The sequence below is a fragment of the Pectinatus haikarae genome, from assembly GCF_050916305.1.
GTDB classification, from domain to species: domain Bacteria; phylum Bacillota; class Negativicutes; order Selenomonadales; family Selenomonadaceae; genus Pectinatus; species Pectinatus haikarae.
Genome location: NZ_CP116940.1, coordinates 138,488 through 157,918 on the forward strand (window position 1 = coordinate 138,488; position 19,431 = coordinate 157,918).

Sequence of the window (19,431 nt, forward strand, 5' to 3'; positions counted from 1 at the left end):
AATATCATATTATACTATCGATCCCACTAAAAATCTGGATATTCATCTACAAGTGAAGAATAGATGAACAATTTTACCGGATGGAGGACGCCTATGCAGAAAAAAAATGGCCTGCCGACAAGCCGGGTTATATACCCAAGTGATAAATTATCTGAACAATTTATAAAAGAAAGCGAGTGCACTGCAACGAAAACCTTTGACACAGAAAGTTATCGTATTTTAGCCGAGCTGAGTCAGGCAATAATGTTTGAATGGGAAATAGTAAATGACCATATATCAGTATCCGATAATTGGAGCTTGGTATTTGGCAATAAACCTCCTATTGGAAATTTCAGCGGCAATATTGACCGGATTTTTTCCATAGATCCAAAAACAAAGAATGTTTTTACAGAATACGTAAATAGAACAAAAAAAATTAAAAAAGTCGGTCCTCAGCATTATGAAAAATTTGAACTTCATTTACTGACAAAAAATAATGAATATATATGGTTTCAGGTGAGACTTCTCCTTCGCTGTGATGAGAACGAAAGCCCTGAACGTGTTTTCGGCATGATGACTGATATAAATATGCAGAAGAAGGAATATGAGAGTCTGCTGCACGAAGCCCGTCATGATGTTTTGACAAATCTGTACAATAAGGCTACCACACAGCGTCTCATTGCTCATTATCTCCGTCATTCCCGTTTAAAAGATAAGCGTCAGGTTCTTTTTGTCATTGATATTGACAATTTCAAGGATATAAATGATCTTTTCGGTCATTTATTTGGTGATTCGGTTATAGTTGATATTGCCCACAGCATTAAATTGGTATTCAATAAAACTGATATTGTAGGCCGTATTGGCGGTGATGAATTCATGGCTTTGTGCAAAAACTGCAGTGAAGACCTGTTCATCAGAAAATCCCACGAATTGCTTGCTGCGCTTTCCAAAACATATACACATCAGGCTCGTTCTATAAAAATATCCGCCAGCATCGGTGCCGTTATTTCACCTGATTACGGCACCCGTTTTGAAGACCTTTTCAGAAAAGCCGACAAAGCATTATATTATATAAAAGCCAGCGGTAAAAACAACTATTGTCTCTATGACAATGACTTGTCAGTACCTCAGTATGTCAATAAAAGAGAATTCTTACTCACGGGCAACAGCGAAAAAAATAAAAAATTTTTTCATGAAAATGTTGTCGAATATATTTTCAAAATCCTGCACCGCAGTACAGATGCAACAGCGGCAACTAATCTTATTTTAGAAATAATCAGCAATAGATATAAAATCAGTCGTGCTTTTATTATCGAAAAAAACAGCGACGGCAATTATTCTAATACCTTTGAATGGTGCAGTGACAAATCAGCCTCAAAAAAAAGTTCACATCAAGATATACCCAAAGGAACCGCAGAAAAATTTTTCAGCTGTCTTAACGAAGACGGCATATTCGGTTGTGCCGATGTAAAGCTGCTTCCTGCTGAGATGCAGATTCATTTTAAGGACAGCGATATTCACGCTATATTGGAATGTGCTGTTTTCAGCGAGGGAAATATCAGAGCTATGATCGGCTTTGAATACCACACGCATCCGCGTGAATGGAAGAGTGAAGAGATAGAATCTTTATCTTTCACTGCGGAAATACTCGGTACTTTTCTTATTCAAAAACGTACGCTTGATAAAATGAAACATTCCCATATGCAGACATTGGAGATTTTGGACCATATAGAATCCTTCATCTATGTAATTGATACCCAAAACTATGAAATTCTTTTTTTGAATAAGAGTGCTGCTGAGTTCTTCGGAACAAAACAATTGGGAAAAAAGTGCTATAACATTATTGCCGGTGAAGAGGCTCCCTGCTCTTTTTGTCCGATAAAGCTGCTTGATGAATCAACCGACTCGGCACAAAAAGTAATTTATCTGGAAAAACGTGATCTGTGGCTGCGTGCTGCTATCTCAAAAATCCATTGGTCCGCAGACCGAGAGGTATGCATGGTCCACTGTCACGACATCACGGCATTAAAAAAGAAAAAATAGAACAGCATTAAGCCGGGCAGTTACCATGCTGCCCGGCTTAATGCTGACTTCACAGAAATCTGCTGTTTTCCATGGATGCTATATTATACTGAAAGGATCTTTTGCCGTGGTATCATAAATGATCTCTATATTCCACTTATTTTTTCTCGCATAAAGATTCAGCTTATCGGCCAACGCCTCCGCAACAGGAGCTTCCGTGCCAAAATGACCGGCATCTATAAGATTCATGTCAAGCTCCTGCGCTTTTTGTGCCTCATGATATTTGACGTCACCGGTGACATACAAGTCTGCTCCCTGCATTTTTGCCTTGCCGATAAATTCAGCACCGGCACCGCTGCATAAAGCTACTCTTTTTATTTTTCTGTCATTGCTTTTCACAATGCGGACATAATCCACCGGTAGTATCTCTTTTATCATAGCTGCAAATTGTTCCAAAGAAAGCTTTTCTTCGATTTCACCAATCCGTCCCAGCCCTGCTGCCTTCCCTTTCGTTTTCAAAGGATATATTTCGTAAGCAGCTTCCTCATAGGGATGTACTTTCAGCATCGCCCGGACTACTCTGTCCTTTATTTGCTCCGGCAATACTGTTTCCAGCCGTACTTCATCGACAGATGCTATCCTGCCAATTTCTCCAATGTAGGGACTTGTTCCTTCTCTTGGCAGAAAATGCCCTTTTCCACGGACCTCAAAGGCACAGTGGGAATAATTGCCAATAAAACCAGCTCCCGCTTTACCAATGGCAAGACGCACCGCCTCGGCATGGCTTTGCGGCACAAATACGGCCAGCTTGACTAATTCTTCTGCAAAAGTAATATCCAGCGGCCGAATATTATGCAGATGCCACATTTCGCACAGCATATCATTTACACCGCCATTTGCACTGTCCAAGTTAGTGTGCGCGGCAAAGACAGCTATATTGCTTTTGATCAATTGCCGTATCAGCCTTCCCGCCGGAAGATCAGTACGTATTTTCTTCAACGCATGAAATATGAAGGGATGATGTGAGATTATCATATCACATTCTTTTTCAACGGCTTCCCGCACCAATGCCTCTGTGACATCAAGGCAGGTGATTATCTTGTTTATTTTTTGAGCCGGATCTCCCAAAAGCAGCCCAGGATTATCCCATTCCTCCGCCAGAACGCGTGGTGCGATCTGTTCCATTGCCTCCATTGCCATCTGGCATTTTATCATCGCTCATCATCTCCAAGCTTTTAATAAGAGCAGACAGTTTCCGATGCTGTTCATCATTTCTCTGTACGCGTGCAAGATTATAGCCGGCGAGCATTTTTTTGTTGCGCCGTAAAAGTTCGGCAATATGGTATTTAAAAAGAGCCTGCTTTTTTGCCAGCAATATCGGTCCCACCGTGAGAACCAGCTCATCGGGCATGTCCCGCTGCCCCGGAACGGCATAGATCAGCTGATATATATGGTGCTGCTCTTTTGCCAGGGCTTCGTCTTCTATATGCCAGCCAATATCATAAATATAACGCCGGACTTTTTCACAGGCAAGCTGAGGCTGCAGAACAAGACCGTGCAAAGCCGCTGTCACTTGCGGTGATTTTTCCAGCAATGAATTTATAAGCAAGCCGCCCATTCCGGCAAAAACGGCTACATCGGCTTCTCCGGGACGCAACGCAGACAAGCCATCGCCCAGCCTTACATCGATCCAAGTCTCCATGCCTTGCTCCCTAACCGCCCTTTTTGCCGTCTGATACGGTCCCTCATGCACATCAACAGCAATGGCATTTTTTATTCTGCCGGTTTTCAACAGATAGATTGGCAGATTGGCATGATCCGTACCGATATCGGCAAGGACTACATTTTCAGGCACGAAACCGGCCGCAGTCAGCAAACGGGAAGTCAGCATTTATTTCATCCTCTGCAAATAATATATTGTATAATTATATCATATATTATCTGCCTTATGTTTAATCCATCAGGCAAAACGGCTCTGATCACATAAAAAGCGATCAGAGCCGTTTTCTATTCCGCGTCCCGCCAAACTTCTTCAGCAATTCTCTTTATCAGTGCTATTTTTGCCCACTGCTCTTTTTCTGTCAGCAGGTTTCCCTCTTCTGTGGAAGCAAAACCGCACTGCGGACTGAGACACAATTGCTTCAAAGGAACAAATGCCTGTGCCTCTTCGATTCTTGCCTTTACAGCATCTGCGCTTTCGAGTTCAGGTGTTTTCGATGTTATAAGTCCCAAAACTACTTTCTGTTCCCTGATAAAACGCAGCGGACTAAAATCTCCGGCTCTTTCACTGTCGTATTCCAGAAAAAATCCGTCCACATGACATCCGCCGAACAGCACCTCCGCGACAGGTTCATAGCCGCCGGAAGAAAACCATGTCGATTGAAAATTACCGCGGCAAATATGCATCGTTATCGTCATATCTGCCGGTTTATCATTTATAATTTCATTTATCACACTTACATATGCCTCTGCTATGGCATCAAGATCAAAACCGCGTTCAGCATAAGCATCACGCTTTTCCGCAGAACAGAATTCTCCCCATGAGGTATCGTCAAGCTGAAGATAACGGCAGCCCAAATCATAAAATATTTTAACCGCTTTTTTGTAAGCGGCAGCAATATCACTGTACAAGCTGCTGTCTTGTTCATAGATATCAATAGGTGTATATTGTTCCGCACGCACGCAGGTAATAAGGTGCAGCATAGATGGTGACGGTATGGTCAGTTTTGCCATATGCTTATCATCCGCCTGTGCCTGCAAAAATTTAAAATGTTCGACAAAAGGATGATTTTCCGGAAAATCGATTTTGCCGGTAATTTTTATTGTTTCGGCTTTTGGCTGATGATCCTTGAATGCCACTGACCATGCCTTAGCCTTTACTTTTGTTATGCCATCAAGCTCTGCAAGAAAATCAAGATGCCAGAATGCTCTGCGGAATTCACCGTCAGTTATTGCCTTCAAACCAATACTTTTTTCTTTATCGACCAGATCTTTTATACATTCATCCTCAACTTCCTGCAGCTGAGCAAGAGAGATTTTTTCCTCGTTGAATTGTTCCCGTGCTTTTTTTAAAATTTGCGGGCGCAGAAAACTGCCCACTATATCATAGCGAAAAGGTGCCATAAATATACCTCCTGAAATTTTTTTGATTTTCTATTATGGTGCTTTTATGGAATAAACAGCGCAGCAACATCATGCGTATATTATAGCGCAGTACCAATATATATGGTAAGGCTTATTTTTTTTAATCAGTTATAGTATCAAGCTATAACACTGGCAGAAATATAATGCTTCAATTTGTCAATATAATTTTGTGCCAGCGGACTCAAATGAGCATGCTTATTATAAATATAGCCCACACGAATCTTTTCCTTACTGACAAGCGGTACGGAAATAATATTGCTGCCATTAAGATCTTCACTGAGTACTCCGCTGGAAATGGTATACCCGTTCAATCCTATTGCCAGATTAAAAAGAGTTGCCCTGTCACTCACACGAATGCTTTTTTTATGAGATATGGTGCTGTGTATTTCCTCAGAAAAATAAAAAGAATTATAGGTTCCCTGCTCAAATGACAGACACGGATAAGGATCCAGATCAGTAAATGCCACAACTTTTTTATGAGCAAGCGGATGGCGGGAACTCATAAAAACATAAGGCCGTGTAGCAAAAAGTTCGACAAATTTCAAATCATTTTCATGAAGTATTTTGCTTATTACCTGTTCATTGAATTCACACAGATAGATAACACCTATTTCACTGCGCATATCCTTTACATCATCTATTATGTCATGTGTTTTAGTTTCGCGTAAGGTAAACTCGTATTCATCATGCTCATATTCCCTAATAAGATTCACAAAAGCATTTACCGAAAAAGCGTAATGCTGTGTGGAAATAGCAAACAGCCGGCGTGACGGTTTTTTATGCATATAGCGTTTTTCGAGAAGCTCCGTCTGCTCCAATATCTGCCGGGCATAGCTGAGAAAATCCTGTCCGTCTGAGGATAAAGACACTCCTCGGTTAGTACGGATAAATATATCTATTCCCAGCTCCTGCTCCAAGGCTTTCACGGCATTGGACAGACTGGGCTGCGATATAAAAAGTCTTTGTGCCGCTGTGTTTATGGATCCTGAGTTAACTATTTCCACAATATATTTTAATTGCTGAAGCGTCATTTTGTTCTCCTTAAAAGCAATTACACAAATAAGTCCGATCACATCAAATCGCTACGTCAAATACTTTTAAAACTAAATTATATTTTACTTTGCTCCCATATTGTTTGTCAAATAGGAAAGACCTATGTCCTTATCAGCAGCAATCTCTCTAACTTCCCCTATACGAAAAAGTAAAAACAGCTTGACATATTCAAAATATACGAGTATATTATTTTACATTAAGTTTATGTAACTTTGTAATTTAATAATTTAAATTCCGTGATGGGAAAAAGTATTTTTTGCATAAGGTTCACAGAGAGTCGTTACCCGGCTGAAAGACGATAACCGTATCAGAGAAAAAAATCCTCCCTGAGAAATGTGGCTGAACAAATTTTGTAAGCCACATCGTCTGATCCACGTTACAGGAAACGCGTATTATAATGTACGTTTGAGCGCCCGGATCAATAACATTTTCCGGGAATTTAGGTGGCACCACGGAAGCAAAACCTCCGTCCTTTTCAGGACGGAGGTTATTTTTTTATTTTGGAGGCATCATTTATGAATACTATCAATTTTACCCATTTAAAACATCAGCGCGATCTGCGTATCATTCTGCCGGTATTTCTTGTCTCTATTATTGCCTGCGTCGATCGTGTAAATATTGCTTATGCCGCCCTTACAATGACGCAGGATCTCAACTGGATCACTCCTGAAATATTTGGGACAGGTGCCGGTATTTTCTTCATGGGCTATTTAATATTTGAGATACCCGGTTCTCTGATAGCCGTTAAATTTTCTGCCGCGAAATGGATAGCCCGCATCATGTTTTCCTGGGGTCTTGTATGCATACTTATGGCATTTATGCATACACAATTTGAATTTTATCTTTATCGTTTTTTACTTGGCGCGGCAGAAGCCAGCTTATATCCCGTTATTTATTCTGTCCTTTTTCCCCGCTGGTTCACTGCTGGTGAACGAGCCCGCGCCACATCCCTTATGCTTACGTCATTGCTGCTCTCCACAATAATCGGCGCACCACTTGCCGGTTTTTTACTCAATACATCATTTTTTGGCATGCATGGCTGGCAGGAACTGTTTATACTCGAAGCCATACCGGCTATTTTGTTTGCCTTTTTTTTCTTATTTTGTGTAAAAGACCGCCCGGAAAAAGTAGCATGGCTTTCGACAGAAGAAAAAAACTATCTTATCCAAGCTTATGAGAAAGAACAGTCGCGTCTGCAAAGCAAAAAGAAATACACAGTCGTGCAGGCTTTTAGTGATCCCAAGGTTTTAAAGCTATGTTTTATTTATTTTATGTGGGTAATCGGTTTCTGGGGGTTCAACTTCTGGATGCCTACCGTGCTCAAAGGTTTATCAGGCTGGTCAACACAGCTGCTTGGCGGTGCTATCGCCATACCTATGATTGCGGCATTGATAGTGCAATTGATAATCGGCCACACGTCCAGTACAACTGGAGACAAAGTCTGGCATGTATCCGGTACCCTGTTTATCGGCGCCATAGGCCTTGGACTCAGTCCATTTGCCGCCAATATATATGAAGCTCTTTTCCTTGTCTGTCTCTCGGCCATTGGTATTTATGCTGCGATGGGTGTATGGTGGACTATACCGACCACTTTCCTTACAGGTCCTGCGGCGGCAGCATCTGTTGCTCTTATCAATTCCTGCGGCAATCTCGGCGGCTGGGTCGGTCCTTATATGATGGGCTGGATAAAAACCTCCACCGGTTCATTTAATTTTGGCTATTTTTTGATGTCTGGTTTCATGTTTATCGCCAGCATTACTGTTCTCTCCATAAAATATAGCTGGAATAGAAAAAAAGAGACTACAGCCGCAAAAAACAAATCTTTGACTGAATCATAAATATTCACGATAAAACTAATTTTTTTAAATCATACACAAAATAATGCCGCTGATATCTTTTACGCTATCAACGGCATTATTTTCGTTACATACAATCGCTCTTTATTCCATTACGGCATATCACAAATATGATCTTTTCCAAAAACACTTTCCCAGTCAGCAGCAAAATCATCTAAAGCTTTTTTTATCGACGGAACAGCAAAGGCTGCCAGTAATATATCAGGATTTACAGTAGCAGCCTGCGCTCCGCAGGCAAAGGCTTCATTCACCTGATGTATATTTTTAAAACTGGCCGCAAGAATCTTTGTACTATAGCCATATCTATCGATCATGGAAGCAAAGAACTCTACAGCAGCGGCAGCATCAATATCCAGATTTTCCATACGATTGAAATACGGTGCGATGAAGTCTGCTCCGGCCTCCATCGCCATAAAGCCCTGTGTTTTGCTGTAAACAGCAGTTGCCGTGATTTTTGCTCCTTCCTTTTTCAGCAGGCGGATAGCCTTCAAGCCTTCTGGCGTCACCGGTATTTTTATGTATACCGCCCTGTCTATTTTCTCCAATATCGTATGCGCTTCTTCAAGTATTCCCTCACATTTTTCAGCCAGTATCTGCACATGCAGCGTCTTATCAGCACCTATAATGCCGCGTATTTTTCTGAAATGTTCAAAAAAATCTATCCTGCCCTCTTTTTTTATGATGCTCGGATTACTTGTTATGCCCGTTATTGGCAACAGGTCAACACATTTTTCAATCATTGTCATATTGGCGGTATCTATTAAATATTCCATGTCCGTCTCCTTTTAATTTTCATATCCGGCATTATTTTATGCCTATTATATCAAGTATTTCCTGCTCATCCTTAGCCTGTATCAACTTGTCCACATTCTCTACATCGCAGACGATTTCCGACAGCTGCGTCAGTATTGACATGTGTGTATTATTCTTCCCCGCAATACCGATAACTATATATGCTGTTTTCCCTTTGCCGAAGGATACCCCTTGCGGAACCTGCAGCAAAGATATCCCCGATTCCATTATCTGGCTCTCCGAACCGTTTATTCCGTGCGGTATTGCTATTTTATTGCCGACGTAAGTCGATATTACTTTTTCTCTTTTCTGCATTGATTCAATATATTCCGGCTGCACATATCCGCGGTCAGCCAAAATCCTGCCCGCTGCATTTATCGCTTCTTCCTTATCCGAAAAAGTCTGATTCATAATAATGTTATCTTTTGTGAAAATGTTCATGCTTACACCTTCTATAATAAATTTATTTCCCCATAATGCGCCGCAGAAGTTTCACTTCTTCGTCCGTAAGCAAAGGAGATACCGTCACAGCCTTACTCAAACCGGCTTGCAGCGGTGCCGTTGAAATAATGATGTCATATTGCGCAAGGGCTTCCTCCTGCAGTTTTATAAGCGGCAGCGTTTTTTTCACCAAAATATTCGGAAATTCTTTTTTCAGCCTGCTGACCAGGAGCTTGGATGTTCCCATTCCGCTGGTACAAATCACCAAAGCTCTAAAAACACAGCTGTCAGCATCATTCACTGCCGCGGCAAAATATAAAACAATATAGGCTATTTCATCATCGGAGATACTTTCTCCCGAAAAAACACTGTCGCATATTTTTCTTGTCATTTCATATATATTTTTATAATTTTTTTTAATGTCCTCCCTATAGGGATTGCTTGTCCATATTCCTTTTTTTATACGATTCAGCGCCATTGACAGATGGTTGTATAAATTTTTTTCCAAAGCCGGACTGCGCAGTTTTTGGTGCAGCTCGCACTCAGCCCTGCTTATCAGCTCTGATACATTCTGCAGTAAAACCTTGTCATACTCGGTTTTCCCGCTGCAATCGAGCTTTAGATAAAGACTTGCTATCCATAAGAAATATTCTGTCTCTTTTTTTCTCAACACACAGGAAAATTCTTTTTCCAAAGCTTTTTTAAAATCATTCAGAAAGAGCTGCTCATCATAATACATCATCAGATCATTGGTAAAGGAATATTTACCACTCAGAAGATTATTCCGCCTAAGCAGCACTGCCAGCATTACTATTGCCTCCTGGAAATTCCGGTCAGTTATCTGTATATCGCATGCAGTGACTGCGGACCGTAAAAGTCTGTATATTCTCTTGAAATAGCTTTTATATTCCAGTTCACGGAAAATAAATTTTGCTGTAACGGATGCTGCATATTCGTCAGCCAGATATTTGAAAAAATCCTCTACCTTCAGATTATTCAGTATAAGCCTCACCAGCAGATGACGTTTAAGCACCTCATCGGCTTTTATAAAAAATCCGCTGCCTTTTTTACTTTCGATTTTTATCTGATACTTTGGCGCAGATTTTTTCAGCCTTATAAGATCGTTGCGTACAGTCTTCAATGAAGACTTCGTATCAATTGCCAACACCTGTGCTTTTGTATAAAATTTCTCATCCAGCAGTCTGAGCATAATCATATCTTCCCTGATACTTACAGGATATATTTCGTGCAGAACACTGTCGTTCAAAAAACTTTTCAGCCGTATCAAATCTCTCGGCAGAGCTTTTACTTTTATACCTTTACTAAATACGGTAGTCAGCATAATATCATGCTTCGAAAATATTTTGTTTATATCCGGCAGTTCACGGTAAATTGTACGCTCTGTCAGCTTCAATTTTTCAGCCAATTCCTTCATTGATACATATTCAGAAGCCTGACAAAGATATTCTATTATCTTTTTTTGCCTGATGGATACCATTTATCATCACTCTTTATTCAAATTAGATAATATCACCCGTAGTTTTTTTATAAAAAGCATCGACTGTTTCTATCATTCTTTCATAGGAGTCCTTTCTCGCAAACATGGCAAAAAATTTCGCCGTATATATAAATATTCTGCATTCCGGCGTTATATGACAAACTTTTTCCAAAACCGCCCTGCAATTCTCCTCGGTACATTCCTTATCTGCTTCACGCAGGAACGCACTTACAGCGCCGGCTATCCCTATTGATATATAAACAGGCTCCACTTCCATCTGCAAACAGCTGACTGCTGCGCCAATCAACCGATCCTCCGGCTGCAGTTTGCGCAGCGGATCTCTGCCCACACGCAGCAAGGTATCCTTAAGTCCCGGATTTTGAAAACGATACAGCAAATCATTCATATGCAAACAAAGTTCATCGTACTTGACATTATATTTTTTTGCAAGCATCCGCACGGCTTCCTGCATAGCTCCCGTAATTATCAAACGTATTGAGGAAACCTTGACTGCATCACTCACGTATCGCAAGTTTTCCCGCATTCCCAGATATGCGCTGATTGCATGTGCCATATTGTGCAGATACAGCTTTCTCTGCACATAAAAGTCAAACGGCTCATAGGCTATTATCTTTTTGCAGGCGGGAGGTTCTCCCAGGAACCCAGCCTTGTCCACAGGCAGGATATCATACGGCTCTGCTGCGACGTAGAGCGGATCGCTTTGCCGTTTTTCGTCCGGGACTAAGGGAACCATCCTGCCGATACAGGTTTCCACCAGTCCCGTGTTTTGTTCAAAAATTTTAACGGCATCACCCGCCATGTGCTTTTTAATTTCTCCGGCCAGAAAACTATCTGCATCCATCAAATTTTCACATATCAATATATTGAATACGCGGCTGTTCTTCTTCCAGCGCGCCTGAAGGCCATATGCTATGCTGCCCGCTATTCGGGGCAGCATAGCAGCACCGACAGCTGTGGCCATCAAATCGGCATCCTCCATTTCTTTTGCTATGAGATCCATATTTCTGCCATTTACACCGCGCACATTTCTTATCCTGTTCATGCGGCTGCCGGCGGAATCAACTATTTCCTGCCAATACTCGTGCCGCTCGTTGAGTTCCCTGATAAGCACCTCATCCACATCAATGAATACTACCTCATAGCCAAGCTGTGAAAACAGTGCCCCTATAAAGCCCCTGCCGATATTGCCCGCTCCGTACATAATGAATTTCATATTACCGCCTCTTTGCCGTGAATATCACTTCTTGTTATTTTTTTCCAATTCAGTAACCAATGCATCGTATTCCGGTGCATTGATATAATCAGATATTGAAATATGTTTTTTGTCCGGCCTGACCTTTCTCGCACTGCCGGTAAGCTCAATATGAGTAACTACTATATCCGCGTCATCAGGTATGCGCTGTATAGATGCATGTTCCACCGTTATATCAAGTCCCGCCTTCTTTATCTTTTTCGCCAATACCGCAGCGGACATTGCACTTGAACCCATGCCTGCATCACAGGCCACAACAATCTTCCTTACAGGCAGCTCCGCAGCTTCCCGTCTCGATTCTGAGACCTCCATCGGAATTATCTGATCCAGTATATTTCCCGGATTTTTTATTGAATCTCTGGTTTTTATTGCTTCCTGCAAATCCCCCTGTCCTTTGGACATTCTGACAAAAATAGCTGATACCAGAAATGATACTATCGAAGACACAGCTACGCCGCTTAAAACCGGTATAAAATTCCCCCTGGGTGTCATTGCCATCAAAGCAAATATACTTCCCGGTGAAGGCGTTGCCACCAAGCCCGTTTGAAAGAGAGTAAATATCAGCGTTCCGGTTATCCCTCCGGCAATAACTCCGATGATCGTCAGCGGATTCATCAACACATAGGGGAAATATATTTCGTGTATCCCGCCAAAGAAATGTATAAGTATTGCTCCCGGTACCGAATCCTTCATTGTACCTTTTCCGTACATCCAGTAAGCCAGCAGCAAACCAAGCCCCGGTCCCGGATTTGTAACCAGCAAAAACAAAATTGATTTTCCCTGCGTGACTGTCTGCTGAATTCCCAGCGGACCCAAAATACCGTGATCTATGGCATTATTCAAAAATAGAACTTTTGCCGGCTCTATCAGAATTGCCGATAGGGGCAGCAGGTTGGCTTGTATGAATTGCTGCATTATTCCCGATATGACTATATTTATATTCTGTACAATCGGTCCGATTACCAGAAAAGAAAAAATCATTAAAATACCGCCTAAAATTCCGGCGGAGAAATTGTTGACAATCATTTCAAAACCGGATTTTACCCTGCCGTCGACAATATCATCAAATTTTTTGATTAGATAACCACCCAGCGGCCCCATCACCATTGCTCCCATGAACATGGGAATCTGTGCACCTACTACCAGTCCCAGTGTTGCCAGAACTCCCACCACGGCACCGCGTTCACCGTTCACGATCCGTCCGCCTGTATAACCGATCAGCAAGGGCAGCAGTGTTTTCACCAGAGGTCCAACTAATTCTGCCAGTTTCTCATTTGGATACCATCCCGTGGGTATAAACAGGGAAGTAACCAGCCCGAATGCTATAAATGCTGAAATATTAGGTATTACCATGCCTGCCAAAAAACGGCCGAACTTTTGTATCCTTATCTTCACTATAGATGATTTCTGCATTGTATTTACCACATTTTCCATTGATTCATCTTCTTTCTCAATTTTGATTGAAGACATCGTGAAAAAATTTTTTATCCTCAGTGACAAATAATTTATTTAATAACACTTTATCTTCCAATATATCTGATAATTTCGAGAAAAACACATCATCTTCTTCAGGATTTATTGCCAGACCTATAAGCAAATAAACCATACCTCCCCCATATTGCAATCCCTTTGGAAACTGCAGGACGCAAATACCCGTCTTTTGAATAAATATCTCTGATCCAGGCATCCCGTGAGATATCGCAATCCCTCTGCCTATATAAGTGCTGCGCAATTTTTCACGCCGTATCATACTGGCAACATATTCCTGTTCCACAAAACCACCGGCTGCCAAATAATTTCCGGCTTTAGCAACAGCCGCCATTATATCAACAGACTCAATTCCCATAAATGTACTGATATTCACCGCTGATTTTTCTTTGTCAGCCATGCCTGCTTCTCCTATAAAATAAACGTTTATTTGCTTATTATTATAACGTATGCAATATACTCAGACCAGCAAATCTAGTGCTATCTTTTTCAAACTACTTCTGACAAAATTACCGCTGTCAGTAAAAATTTCCATAAAATTTTAACCATTTTCTCCATAAGAAAAAGGCCTTGCGAATTTCGCAAAGCCTTGAATTTACTATGGCAGAGAGGGTGGGATTCGAACCCACGGTACCTTGCGGTACAATTGATTTCGAGTTTTATATGTACTATTTTACATCGCCTTAATGTTTTTTAATATATCCTTGTAAGTCTTAATTTATATGTATTATTCCCATTTTACTTATTAATTTATCACAAATCATTTTATCAAAATTTATGGAACATGTTGTCAAAAAAATATTGCCCTTAATTAAACAATATCCGATTTAAATAGGGCATTTAATACATAAAAATCTATATTAGATGACCTATTATTATCTTTTATCTCTACCAAACGATATATCGCCAACATTTTTGGCTGCATCTTTTTTGTTCTACTACAAGACATGTGTATATAGATCTGCCGTTATACCAATGGAGTTATGTCCCAATATTTGAGACGCTATTTTCATCGGCACACCTGAATTCAGCATTAGTGAAGCGCAAGAATGTCGCAAATCGTGGAAACTTGTCTCTTTCAACTTATTTCATTTTATTAAATTTGCGAAATTTTCGCTGAATAATATAGGACATATCTATCTACCTTTTTCTTTTCATACATAAAAATCCTCCCCAATATGGCTTTAACATATTTAGGACGATTTTAAGGTTACTGTTTATACTCCAAAACCAGTTACAAACAGGTTTGTTTATTTTTATGAGGTAACAATTATTTTCTTTCCCCAGCTACACATTGCATCTAAAACTGGAATAAGACTATTGCCATGTTCTGTGAGAGAGTACTCAGTTTTCGGTGGGGCAACCGGATAGATCACTTTATTTATTAAGCCGTCTTGTACCAATTCACGTAATTGCTGAGAAAGCATTTTTGCTGTTGCACACGGTACAAGTTTTTGCAACTCATTAAATCGAAGTATTTTACCAATCAAATGCCATAATATGATAGATTTATATTTTCCGCCAATTAAACTGATTGTGGCATCAATGGGACAGCAATATTCATGTTTTTTTTTCATTGATTAGTCCCCTGCTTTCTATTTTAAATAATATGTTACAAAAAAGCCATTCCTGTTAAAATAAAATTTAATATCAAAATAATATCATAGTTAGGATAGAGTAGACAAGTTAAAATTAAAGAAGATAACAATGCTATATATAGAATATCTTACTCAGCAAGCATTATCGTAAAGATATCCCTTCTTGGAGAAAAATTGGACAAATTTCATATTTATCAAGAAATTTTCTGACAGCGAAAGCTTTGTATTTAGAGATTTGAATGAAATAATATCTGCCTTGGACATTTACGATTTCTATAAGCCTTTTGCGAAGCAGCTTGTATTAGTTTATGGGAATGGGGATAGAGGTCAATCCAACCTATGACTTTTCTATTCTAGCTGAGCATTGCGTTTTTGGAGTTTTCCTTGACCTATTTAGCGGTAATAATCTCGCCATTATCGATTTCAACAGTAGAATATTGGCTGATTCACTTACCAGGAGTAGACTGAGATACACCATATTTTTGATAAAAGCCGCCTGAGTTTTACCGTTATGATAAAGCTTTACAAGCGTGCGTTTGAAGGCTTCTTCATACCGAGGTATTTTGTGGATAAGTTGACGACTCCGTTTCATGGCTGAATTTATGATATATTTGTTACAAAATTATGTCCACTTTTATTAGTGGCAACACCAATCCGGTGTTTGTATAAAAAAAGACGTTGAGGTAATTCGTTGATTGGCGGCTTGTAAAATCGTTGAAATAAGTTGCTGTGAATTTATAAAAAAACCTCTCGCATCAAAAATAATAATCAATTAGAAGTTCCATTTTTTGAATTTTTGTCAAGTGCTCTTTACAAATATTACTTTATTATAAAATTGACGACATTGTGATACTATCGCGTAGTTTTCTTTATACACAACAAATAATGCAACAGCTGAATGAAATGCACACTGTTGCATTAAATTCTTTTTTTGTTCCCTGCACTATTTACTGTAATGAATTCTCATGCTGTCAAAGCGGTCCTGCTGTATTCCTTTTTTCTGGGGATAACCTATGGAAATAATAGCGAATGCCTTCAGCTGCGCTGGTATGGACAATATTTTTTCCACTGTTTCCATCCGTTCTTTGATAGGAGCAATACCAAGCCAAACAGCACCAAGGTCGGCTGATTCTGCCGCAAGCAAAATATTTTCCGCTGCAGCGCTCATATCGATATCCGCATATTCCGGCATCAGCAGACGTTCTTTATTGTAACAGGGTACAATAGCTAAAGGTGCTTTTTTTACACATCCGGTATATGGACTGCTCTTGGCCAGCTCCTGTAAAAACCCGCTGTCCCTAATGACATAAAACTCCCACGGCTGCTGATTTCCCGCAGAGGGAGCCGCCATGGCAGCTTTCAGTAAAAATTCCACCTTCTCATCTTCCACCGGTCTGGCTTCATAAGCTCTTACACTCGTTCTTGTAAATATTTCTTTCATAAAATCACTCCCATTATTCACGCTTAACTAAAACGCGGCACAAAATCTCTAAAAATAAAAACCGGCATAAAAAAGAACTTCACTATTTATTTAAAGCGGCAACAACCGCTTGTGCAAGGCTTTTGCTGGATTGAGGGTTTTGTCCTGTGATCAGATTTTTATCAACTACGATATAATCGCTCCACGGTTTTTTCTTGCTGAATTCGGCACCTAATTCCTTAAGCTTCGTTTCAACCGCAAACGGCACCATTTTATCCGAACCGGCAATTACTTCCTCATCATTGGTAAAACCGGTCAGTTTTCTTCCATATACCAAAGGTACATTAGGTACATTACCGCCCGGCATTTTCGCACTCACTAAAGCGGCAGTTCCATGGCAGACAGCAGCAATAATACGGTTATTTTCATTAAAATATGTCAGTATTTTGGCAAGATCCTGATCCTTCACCAAATCAAACAGCGGACCATGCCCGCCGGGAATAACCACGGCATCATATGTCTTATAATTCACATGGGAAAGGACGGCTGTGGTCTGTAAAGCTTCATTTGCTCCTGCCCATTCCGCGGGAATGCCGTCTTTTATACTGCCGGGATCGATCGGCGCTTTTCCCCCGTTCGGACTTGCCACTGTAACCTCATAGCCTGCCGCCAAAAAATTGGTATATGGTACAGCATATTCCTCCATCCATATGCCGGTTTTTCTGCCATTATCAAAATGATCTCTGTTTGTAACTACCATCAGAACTTTTTTCGTCTTACTGTTAATACCAGCGGCACTCACAGAAGCAGCACTTATACCGCAGAAGGCCATCAAAAATAAAATCACAGCCAATTTTTTCATCCAAAATCGCTCCTTAACTATAAAATATCAACACAAACCGCTAAACTACTATTAATATAATTTGTATGATAATAAAAAGCAAGTATTGACTTTATAGTAACATTGTATACTTTTTATATTATATCTCTGCAGTACTGTCATCAAATCTTCCTGTGTATAATATAGTTATCGCAGATTCGGTATATAGTATGATATTAAGTGACAAAAAAGTACATACTTGTCTTTAGGTAAAACACCATTTATTATTACATTGTAATAAGGATTCAGGAAATTTTATCAAAATTAAAAGGAGATCAATTACATGAATACAATTATTTGGCCATCAAAATATACCCCGGGAGTGACAGACAATTTTGCCTCAAACGAAATGATCGTGGCCGGCATCACTGCCAAGCAGGTATGGAAATTTCTGGCAGACACGTCCGAATGGACAGGATGTTATGATAATGCTTCAGATATCCGCTTTTATAATATAGCAGGCCCTGTCTTGAGCCAAGGTGCAAAATTCCATTTTGCCACTTTCGGTTTTCCTATCGAAGCCGAAGTTGTCGAATATGAAGAACCCGGTGAAGGTAAACCGGGACGTGTAGCGTGGCACGGCTGGGCTGAGGGTGATGCAGAAACCAGACTGGATGTCCACCACGCGTGGCTTATCGAGGATCTGGATGGCGGCAGGGTCCGGATTCTTACACAGGAATCACAAATCGGAAAGCCTGCACAGGAATTGTCAAAAGCAAAACCAAATCCTATGATCAACGGCCATCAAAAATGGATTGACGGCCTGATTAGGGCCACGCGAAAAGCCAATGCTTAAATAACAGTGCCTCCAAAGAACCGGCTGCCAGAGTCTTTGATTAATATTGCCGCGCAGCGGTCAAAATATCCTAAAAGCAGCGCGGCGCAGCTTTTACACACAGCATGCCTGTCAGGCAGAAAGAGGAAACGACACCTATGGATTTTAAATTTGCCCATAATAATTTCAATGTTTTGGACCTTGAGAAAAGCTTGTCTTTTTATAAAGAAGCACTGAATCTCAAAGAAGCCCGCCGAATGGATGGTCCGGACTTTACACTGGTGTTTTTATCCGACGGAAAAACACCACATCTGCTGGAGCTTACCTATTTAAAAAACCGTCAGGAAAAATACAATTTAGGCGATAATGAGTCTCATCTGGCTTTTGCCGTCAGCAATACGGAAGAAGCCTATCGGCATCATAAGGCTATGAACTGTATCTGCTATGAAAATAAAGCAATGGGCATATACTTTATCTCTGACCCCGATGGCTATTGGATTGAAATAATACCTGCCTGATCGAAAAACTGCCAGTGTAGCTTTTATTGATTTGTCCATTTCAGGCAGAAAATCTCGCCTTGCCATATTTACGTTGTCAATACCAATGGAACCACAGTATAACATTATATATACTCTGAAATTCTCCCCAATATATTAATAATTGTATTAGGGAGGATTTTTTATATGCGCTTTAGACCGCTGAATATATAAAAACACACGAAATAAAAATTCATTGGTTAAACTGGTATGTCATTAACTTAAGGGCATTACTCCAAAACTCTATTCATTGTAAGAGGGCGATTTAGGAGCAGAGAAAAACATTTCCCAATACACTCAATTATTGAGGGTGTACTGATATTGCAAAACAAATTAACAATAATAAAACCATAAGGCATTTTTATCTAAAATTGAATACTATCAATTTTTCTTCCGTCAGCTCACGCACGGCATACTCCGGTCTTTCTCTGCCTATGGCGGTGTCTCCTGACCCCGCCATACGGCATGTTGTCCATACGAAAGATAGAGCCGTTATTTATGATCACTCCGCCGGTTTCAATCATCTCGGCACCCCTTGTATTGGCACCATTTCACCGTTGTCATGCGCATGGGCAGGTTCTGCTCTGGCACCTGGTTCATATACTATGTGCATACAGAGCTACAGCTAAGAGATTCGTCCTAATAACCCTCATAACGTTTTTAGCATTTTGCACCA

The 19,431-nt window shown here is 40.5% G+C and carries 18 protein-coding genes, 1 pseudogene and 1 other annotated feature; of the genes and pseudogenes, 4 read left to right on the plus strand and 15 right to left on the minus strand.

The window, feature by feature from the left end:
* Window positions 1-93: 93 nt before the first annotated feature.
* Complete coding sequence (locus NXG61_RS00680) at window positions 94-2,022, plus strand: diguanylate cyclase domain-containing protein (protein WP_307222933.1); 1,929 nt, start codon at window positions 94-96, stop codon at window positions 2,020-2,022.
* A gap of 78 nt (window positions 2,023-2,100) precedes the next feature.
* On the opposite strand, the gene NXG61_RS00685 is transcribed toward NXG61_RS00680, so the two are convergent.
* The 4 genes from NXG61_RS00685 to NXG61_RS00700 form a co-directional block, all read right to left on the minus strand.
* On the minus strand, window positions 2,101-3,216 hold the full coding sequence (locus NXG61_RS00685) for a Nif3-like dinuclear metal center hexameric protein (RefSeq protein ID WP_196605763.1): 1,116 nt from the start codon (window positions 3,214-3,216) through the stop codon (window positions 2,101-2,103).
* Complete coding sequence (locus NXG61_RS00690; RefSeq protein ID WP_307222936.1) at window positions 3,143-3,892, minus strand: tRNA (adenine(22)-N(1))-methyltransferase; 750 nt, start codon at window positions 3,890-3,892, stop codon at window positions 3,143-3,145. Before NXG61_RS00690 ends, NXG61_RS00685 begins: the two co-directional genes overlap by 74 nt.
* A 116-nt stretch (window positions 3,893-4,008) precedes the next feature.
* Window positions 4,009-5,124 carry a 5-methyltetrahydropteroyltriglutamate--homocysteine S-methyltransferase gene (locus NXG61_RS00695; protein ID WP_196605765.1) on the minus strand — a complete coding sequence of 372 codons (1,116 nt, stop codon included), beginning with the start codon at window positions 5,122-5,124 and terminating at the stop codon, window positions 4,009-4,011.
* 137 nt (window positions 5,125-5,261) lie between these two features.
* Complete coding sequence (locus NXG61_RS00700) at window positions 5,262-6,176, minus strand: LysR family transcriptional regulator (RefSeq protein ID WP_196605766.1); 915 nt, start codon at window positions 6,174-6,176, stop codon at window positions 5,262-5,264.
* A 249-nt stretch (window positions 6,177-6,425) separates the two neighbouring features.
* Window positions 6,426-6,675, plus strand: a binding site (T-box leader).
* Window positions 6,676-6,713: 38 nt separating this feature from the next.
* On the opposite strand from NXG61_RS00700, the gene NXG61_RS00705 reads away from it, so the two are divergent.
* On the plus strand, window positions 6,714-8,036 hold the full coding sequence (locus NXG61_RS00705; protein ID WP_307222941.1) for an MFS transporter: 1,323 nt from the start codon (window positions 6,714-6,716) through the stop codon (window positions 8,034-8,036).
* A 110-nt stretch (window positions 8,037-8,146) separates the two neighbouring features.
* Here NXG61_RS00705 and NXG61_RS00710 read toward each other — a convergent pair whose 3' ends face one another.
* The 10 genes from NXG61_RS00710 to NXG61_RS00755 form a co-directional block, all read right to left on the minus strand.
* Entirely contained in the window at window positions 8,147-8,827 is a 681-nt protein-coding gene (locus NXG61_RS00710) for a fructose-6-phosphate aldolase (RefSeq protein WP_307222943.1), read from the minus strand.
* Between the two features lie 31 nt (window positions 8,828-8,858).
* A complete protein-coding gene (locus tag NXG61_RS00715; protein ID WP_307222944.1) occupies window positions 8,859-9,287 on the minus strand; it encodes a PTS sugar transporter subunit IIA in 429 nt (142 codons plus the stop codon).
* Between the two features lie 22 nt (window positions 9,288-9,309).
* Window positions 9,310-10,785, minus strand: a complete 1,476-nt coding sequence (locus NXG61_RS00720) for a BglG family transcription antiterminator (protein WP_196605770.1) — start codon at window positions 10,783-10,785, stop codon at window positions 9,310-9,312.
* A 22-nt stretch (window positions 10,786-10,807) separates the two neighbouring features.
* Window positions 10,808-12,019 carry a hypothetical protein gene (locus NXG61_RS00725; protein WP_196605771.1) on the minus strand — a complete coding sequence of 404 codons (1,212 nt, stop codon included), beginning with the start codon at window positions 12,017-12,019 and terminating at the stop codon, window positions 10,808-10,810.
* 24 nt (window positions 12,020-12,043) lie between these two features.
* Window positions 12,044-13,492 (minus strand): PTS mannitol transporter subunit IICB, encoded by a 1,449-nt coding sequence (locus NXG61_RS00730; RefSeq protein WP_231038682.1) that lies wholly within the window; start codon window positions 13,490-13,492, stop codon window positions 12,044-12,046.
* A 16-nt stretch (window positions 13,493-13,508) separates the two neighbouring features.
* Entirely contained in the window at window positions 13,509-13,946 is a 438-nt protein-coding gene (locus tag NXG61_RS00735) for a PTS sugar transporter subunit IIA (RefSeq protein ID WP_307222949.1), read from the minus strand.
* 538 nt (window positions 13,947-14,484) lie between these two features.
* Window positions 14,485-14,628 carry a tyrosine-type recombinase/integrase gene (locus tag NXG61_RS00740; protein WP_370871624.1) on the minus strand — a complete coding sequence of 48 codons (144 nt, stop codon included), beginning with the start codon at window positions 14,626-14,628 and terminating at the stop codon, window positions 14,485-14,487.
* Window positions 14,629-14,802: 174 nt separating this feature from the next.
* Complete coding sequence (locus NXG61_RS00745; RefSeq protein ID WP_307222951.1) at window positions 14,803-15,123, minus strand: winged helix-turn-helix transcriptional regulator; 321 nt, start codon at window positions 15,121-15,123, stop codon at window positions 14,803-14,805.
* 964 nt (window positions 15,124-16,087) lie between these two features.
* The gene (locus tag NXG61_RS00750; RefSeq protein WP_307222953.1) at window positions 16,088-16,585 is read right to left on the minus strand and encodes a nitroreductase family protein; all 498 of its coding nucleotides are present in this window, start codon (window positions 16,583-16,585) and stop codon (window positions 16,088-16,090) included.
* A gap of 82 nt (window positions 16,586-16,667) precedes the next feature.
* On the minus strand, window positions 16,668-17,426 hold the full coding sequence (locus NXG61_RS00755; RefSeq protein ID WP_307222955.1) for a type 1 glutamine amidotransferase domain-containing protein: 759 nt from the start codon (window positions 17,424-17,426) through the stop codon (window positions 16,668-16,670).
* A gap of 301 nt (window positions 17,427-17,727) precedes the next feature.
* Between NXG61_RS00755 and NXG61_RS00760 the strand changes: the two genes are divergently transcribed.
* Window positions 17,728-18,240: an SRPBCC domain-containing protein gene (locus NXG61_RS00760; RefSeq protein ID WP_307222956.1), complete on the plus strand. Its 513-nt coding sequence runs from the start codon at window positions 17,728-17,730 to the stop codon at window positions 18,238-18,240.
* A 137-nt stretch (window positions 18,241-18,377) separates the two neighbouring features.
* The gene (locus tag NXG61_RS00765; RefSeq protein WP_307223015.1) at window positions 18,378-18,737 is read left to right on the plus strand and encodes a VOC family protein; all 360 of its coding nucleotides are present in this window, start codon (window positions 18,378-18,380) and stop codon (window positions 18,735-18,737) included.
* A gap of 379 nt (window positions 18,738-19,116) precedes the next feature.
* Here the strand turns inward: NXG61_RS00765 and NXG61_RS00770 are convergent.
* A pseudogene (locus NXG61_RS00770) lies at window positions 19,117-19,285 on the minus strand (aldehyde dehydrogenase family protein); the annotation flags it as partial.
* Window positions 19,286-19,431: the final 146 nt, after the last annotated feature.